Source organism: Chryseobacterium sp., from assembly GCF_022712095.1.
Lineage (GTDB): Bacteria > Bacteroidota > Bacteroidia > Flavobacteriales > Weeksellaceae > Chryseobacterium.
In genome coordinates, this window is sequence record NZ_JALAHD010000284.1 from 1 (window position 1) to 5,705 (window position 5,705).

At 35.5% G+C, this 5,705-nt stretch carries 4 protein-coding genes; all 4 read left to right on the forward strand.

Features of this window, described 5'->3' with window-relative positions; all coding sequences use genetic code 11:
- Positions 1-202 precede the first annotated feature (202 nt).
- The 4 genes from Q0A18_RS14320 (at position 203) to Q0A18_RS14335 (ending at position 5,704) form a co-directional block, all read left to right on the forward strand.
- Positions 203-1,129 carry a family 2A encapsulin nanocompartment shell protein gene (locus Q0A18_RS14320; protein WP_292010839.1) on the forward strand — a complete coding sequence of 309 codons (927 nt, stop codon included), beginning with the start codon at positions 203-205 and terminating at the stop codon, positions 1,127-1,129.
- Entirely contained in the window at positions 1,113-3,032 is a 1,920-nt protein-coding gene (locus Q0A18_RS14325) for a family 2A encapsulin nanocompartment cargo protein cysteine desulfurase (protein ID WP_292010840.1), read from the forward strand. The genes Q0A18_RS14320 and Q0A18_RS14325 overlap by 17 nt, the downstream gene beginning before the upstream one ends.
- 161 nt (positions 3,033-3,193) lie before the next feature.
- Positions 3,194-3,919 carry a DUF2807 domain-containing protein gene (locus Q0A18_RS14330; RefSeq protein ID WP_292010841.1) on the forward strand — a complete coding sequence of 242 codons (726 nt, stop codon included), beginning with the start codon at positions 3,194-3,196 and terminating at the stop codon, positions 3,917-3,919.
- 69 nt (positions 3,920-3,988) lie between these two features.
- A complete protein-coding gene (locus Q0A18_RS14335; RefSeq protein ID WP_292010842.1) occupies positions 3,989-5,704 on the forward strand; it encodes a phospho-sugar mutase in 1,716 nt (571 codons plus the stop codon).
- Position 5,705 lies beyond the last annotated feature (1 nt).

The following is a 5,705-nucleotide window of genomic DNA, read 5'->3' on the forward strand; positions in this document are numbered from 1 at the left end:
ATACATATTTTTTTGTTTAATTATTAATTAGTTATGCTTATTTATTTATAAATAATTACCCTTTTTTTTAGTGGCCATAGTTAATTATAATAAAATTATTTCAACTAATTCTAAAAGAGGTGAAGAAATGATATAGTCTACTGTTTTTGTAGACTATATAAAAATGTATATTTTAGTTGCTTAAAATATATAAAAAACAATTATGGCAGAAAAAAATCATTACACACAAACAGCATTAGGGGATGTTGCAGCACGTCAACTCGCTATTGCAACCAGAACAGTTCCTCAAATGGGAACAATTACACCAAGGTGGCTTACACAATTATTGAATTGGATACCTGTAGAATCAGGTGTTTATCGTCTGAATAAGGTGGAGAACGCTTCCCATATTGAGGTAGATTGTTCCACAAGAGATGAAAAGGTATTACCCAGAACTTTTGTAGATTACGTTGATGATCCGAGAGAATATAATTTGGCAGCAGTACAAACTATTGTAGATGTTCATACTAGAGTCTCAGACTTATATAGTAAACCATATAATCAGATATCTGAGCAGTTGCGTCTCGCAATAGAAACTATCAAAGAGAGACAGGAAAGTGAATTGATAAATAACAAAAACTATGGGCTTCTAAACAGTGTCGCTGAATCACAGATCATCAAAACACGTAAAGGAGGAGGACCTACTCCCGATGATTTGGACCATCTTATTACCAAAGTCTGGAAAGAGCCGGGATTTTTTTTACTGCATCCTCAGGCAATAGCAGCTTTTGGAAGAGAATGTACCAGAAGAGGAGTTCCGCCTCCGACCATTTCTTTATTTGGTTCTCAGTTTATTACTTGGAGAGGAATTCCGTTGATTCCGTCAGATAAATTACCTGTTGAAAATGGAAAAACTAAAATTATACTATTGAGAACTGGTGAAAATAAACAAGGAGTTGTAGGATTGTTTCAGCCGGGATTACAGGGAGAACAAACTCCTGGATTATCCGTGAGATTTATGGGTATTAATGACCGTGCTATTGCCTCTTATCTTGTTTCATTATATTGTTCTCTGGCGGTATTGGTTGACGATGCTATTGCAGTTTTGGAAGATGTAGATATAAATAATTATTATGAGTATAAATACTGATCAGCTACCGGATATCAATGAACTGCAGAACTTAGCCAATATTTTATTTAAGGCGCTCCCCAATGAAGTACCAAAAGAAATAACATTGAACCCTGAAAATCATCCAAGAGCGAAAAAAGCAACAGAAGATCTTTTAAATCATCTGAAAAGTATTGAATCTAAACAGGTTTGGGATAGGAATCATTACTTTACACAGCATGAAGAATTTAATAAAAAGGGATCTTCAGTAGATCCGGGAGTTTTTCCGTCAGCTATCGGTTCCTTAAATCTTAAAGAGGAAAATAATTGGGGATATGGTTCAAATTTACCTCAGAGTACCATTGGAGGAAGAATTTCGCCTTCAGCTATAGGAAATGGAGTGACACCATCTTATATAAACCAGGGAAAGCATTTTAATATCAATGATCCGGAAACTAGTTTTCCTGATAAAAATTTAGACTCATCCAAAACTAATAATGATAGAGAATATAATGATCTATCGGGTCTTTTTGCATATGATTCGTTCTTTGCAGAACTTCCGGAAATCTTTGGTTTAAATAGATTTAATAATGAGGAAAAGTCTTATTTTAACGATCCTTTAAGTAAAATTAAAGATACGACTCCTTCATTCTATTTTTTGGAATACAGCAGAAGTTATAATTCAGGATTATCTGATACATCAGCTTCACAATTGAATACGCTTTCAGGACTTCATAGTTTTAATGCTGATGTTATAAAAAGAGACTTTCCTATTCTTGGAGAAAACGTGAACGGAAAACCTCTCGTTTGGTTAGACAATGCTGCCACGACCCAAAAGCCCCGACAGGTAATTGAAAGAATTACCCGTTTTTATGAATTTGAAAATTCTAATATTCACAGAGCTGCACATGAGCTGGCAGCACGGGCAACAGACGCTTATGAAGCGGCCAGAGAAAAAGTAAGAAAATTTATCGGAGCCCGTTCTGTAAATGAAGTAATTTTTGTGCGGGGTGCTACTGAAGCTATTAATTTGGTAGCCCAGAGCTGGGGAGATCAATACTTAAAAGCAGGAGACGAAATCATTGTAAGTCATCTTGAACACCATGCGAATATCGTTCCTTGGAAAAGATTGGCAGACAAGAAAGGACTAATACTAAAAGTAATTCCTGTAGATGATAACGGCCAGATTATTCTTGATGAATATGACAAGCTTCTTTCTTCTAAAACGAAATTGGTTGCTTTTACACAAGTTTCCAATGCATTGGGAACAGTTACTCCTGTTCAGCAAATGATTACGATGGCTCATTCTGCAGGAGCTAAAGTGTTGGTCGATGGAGCACAATCAGTATCCCATATGGCGGTTAATGTACAGGCTCTGGATGCAGACTGGTTCGTTTTTTCAGGACATAAAGTATTTGGACCTACAGGTATTGGAGTTTTGTATGGTAAAGAAGAGATTCTTAATAGTTCAGAGCCATGGCAGGGAGGAGGAAATATGATAGAAGATGTGACTTTTGAAAAAATTAAATATCATAAATCTCCTAATCGTTTCGAAGCAGGAACCGGAAATATTGCGGATGCCGTAGGTTTAGGAGCAGCAATAGATTATGTGTCCAAAATAGGAATGAATGTTATCGGTCAATATGAACATCAACTGTTGGAATATGCCACTTATTATATGAAGCAGATTCCCGGAATACGCCTTATAGGGACTGCAGCTGATAAAGCCAGTGTTTTATCATTTACTATAAAAGGATTTTCCAATGATGAAATTGGAAAGGTCTTAAACAGGGAAGGGATAGCTGTAAGAACAGGTCATCACTGTGCCCAGCCGATTCTTCGCAGAATGGGAGTGGAAACTACTGTTCGCCCTTCATTAGCTTTTTATAATACTTGTGAAGATGTAGACAGATTAATTTCTGTTTTGAGAAAATTAACAAAATAATAGAATAGCTGTTTCAGTATATCTGGAGCAGCTTTTATTTTTTTAATATCATATAATTCTTATCATATTAGATGAGAAAAATCTTCTTTTATCTTACCCTTTTACAACTAAAATTTTGAAAATAATATTGTAAATTGCCGCATCATGTAAGTGAGTAATTTATGAGTGCAAAATTTCAGCGATATGCGGTACTGGGACTTTTATCTGGGATGATTTTTTCTTTGATCGCCTGCGGAAAAGTTTCTCCTGAAGGAAATATAGAAAATAAGGAAATTGAAGTTTCGGAATTTGTTAATCTGGACTTGGAAGGGACTTTCAGAGTATTCTATGCAAGAGGTCCCAAAAATCTGGTGGAAATAGAAACCTATCCTAATATAGCCGGAAATCTGAATGTTAATGTAAAAGACAAAACACTTTCCATTAAAGAAAAAAGAAAAACTAAAGGAGTAGATTTTTATAATGTGACCATCTATTCTAAATATAACCTTGAAAAAGTATCTATTTCCGATTCTGTGGAAATGAATATTTCAAGCGAAATAAAAACAGATAATTTTAGATTGAACTTAAAAAATAACGCTAAATTTATCGGATCGATTAATACGAGAAGAGCGGAAATCGAAATGCTTAATACCAGCAGAGCCAACTTTTTAGGAGAAACTAAAAATGCAGTGATCAAAATAGCGGATACAGCAAGCTTAATTGCTCCTTATTGGAAAATCACCAATCTTAATCTGGATTCTAAAAACGGAAACTATGCAGAAGTAAATGTGAAAGATTCTTTAAAAGGAGATGTTAAAAACACAGCTAAACTAGTGTATTATAATGATCCAATCCGTGCATTTAAAATAGAGAAAACCACGAAGGTTGAGAATAAGAGGCTCGATTAAATTTCTTCATTTCAATAAAATTTAGGAAAATAATAAATCAATTAAAACTATAAGAAACAAAATATAAGTATGACAACATTAGAAAAAGCAAAACTTTGGTTAAGCGATATATTTGATAAGGAAACTAGAGATGCTGTTCAACTACTTATTGACAGTAATTCTCCTGATTTGGAAGATTCTTTCTACAGAGAACTGGAATTCGGAACAGGAGGAATGCGAGGAATTATGGGGGTAGGAACGAACCGTTTAAATAAATATACATTAGGACAGGCTACTCAGGGATTAGCGAATTATCTCCACGAGCAGTTTCCGGGTCAGGAAATCAAAGTAGCGATTGCTTATGATGTACGTAATAATTCCAGAGAATTTGGAAAAATGGTGGCGGATGTTTTAACGGCTAATGGAATTAAAGTATTGTTGTTTAAAAATCACAGACCGACTCCTGAATTGTCATTTACGGTAAGAGATAAAAAATGTAATGCGGGGATTGTATTGACCGCTTCCCATAATCCACCGGAATACAACGGATATAAAGTTTACTGGAATGACGGGGCTCAGATTGTTCCTCCTCACGATGAAGCTATTATAAATGAAGTATATTCCGTGGCATTTGACACAATTAAATTTGACGGAAATGATGATCTGATAGAATGGGTGGGAGAAGAGCAGGATGATGTGTATATCGATGCCTGTATTGCTAACTCTACTTATCAGGATGTTGGAAAAGGAAATTTAAATATTGTTTTCACTTCTATCCACGGAACAACCTATACCACTGTTCCCAAAGCTTTGGAAAAAGCGGGTTTCAAAAAAGTGGACCTGGTAAAGGAACAGATGATTCCAAGCGGAAACTTTCCGACCGTGGATTCTCCAAACCCGGAAGAGCCTGCAGCCTTATCTATGGCAATGGATCTTGCTAAAATTACCAATGCGGATATTGTTATAGGAACCGATCCGGATGGAGACAGATTAGGAATTGCAGTAAGAAACCTTGATGGTGAAATCCAACTGTTAAACGGAAACCAGACCAATACGATCCTTACTTATTATATCCTGAATGAATGGAAAAAACAGGGAAGAATCACAGGTAAAGAGTTTATTGGCTCTACCATTGTGACATCGGATATTTTCTTTGATATTGCTCAGAAATTTGGTGTAGACTGCAAAGTTGGATTGACAGGATTCAAATGGATCGGAAAAATGATCCGTGATTTTGAAGGAAAAGAAAAATTTATTTGTGGTGGTGAGGAAAGTTTCGGATTTATGACCGGAGATTTTGTAAGAGACAAGGATTCTTGTGGAAGTATACTTCTTGCCTGTGAGATTGCAGCATGGTGTAAAGCAAACGGTAAAACCATGTATCAGTATATGATCGAAATTTATCAGGAAACAGGAATGTATTACGAAGGATTGGTCAATCTGGTAAGAAAAGGTAGAGACGGGGCTGAAGAGATTCAGAATATGATGAAAAACTTCAGAGAAAATCCACCGAGGCGCATTGCCGGATCATTAGTGGAAGAAGTTAAAGATTTCAAAGAGCAGACAAACTTTGTAGTTTCAGAGAACAAAAAGAAAGTAATGGACGATATTCCAAAATCCAATGTATTGATTTATTATACACAGGACGGGACTAAAGTTTGTGTGAGACCTTCCGGAACTGAACCTAAAATTAAATTTTATATTTCTGTGAAAGACTCGATTACTTCTGAAGCAGATTTTGTAGAAAAACTGCAAATATTGGAAGCAAAAATAGAAGATGTAAAAAAAGATCTTCAACTGAATTAAA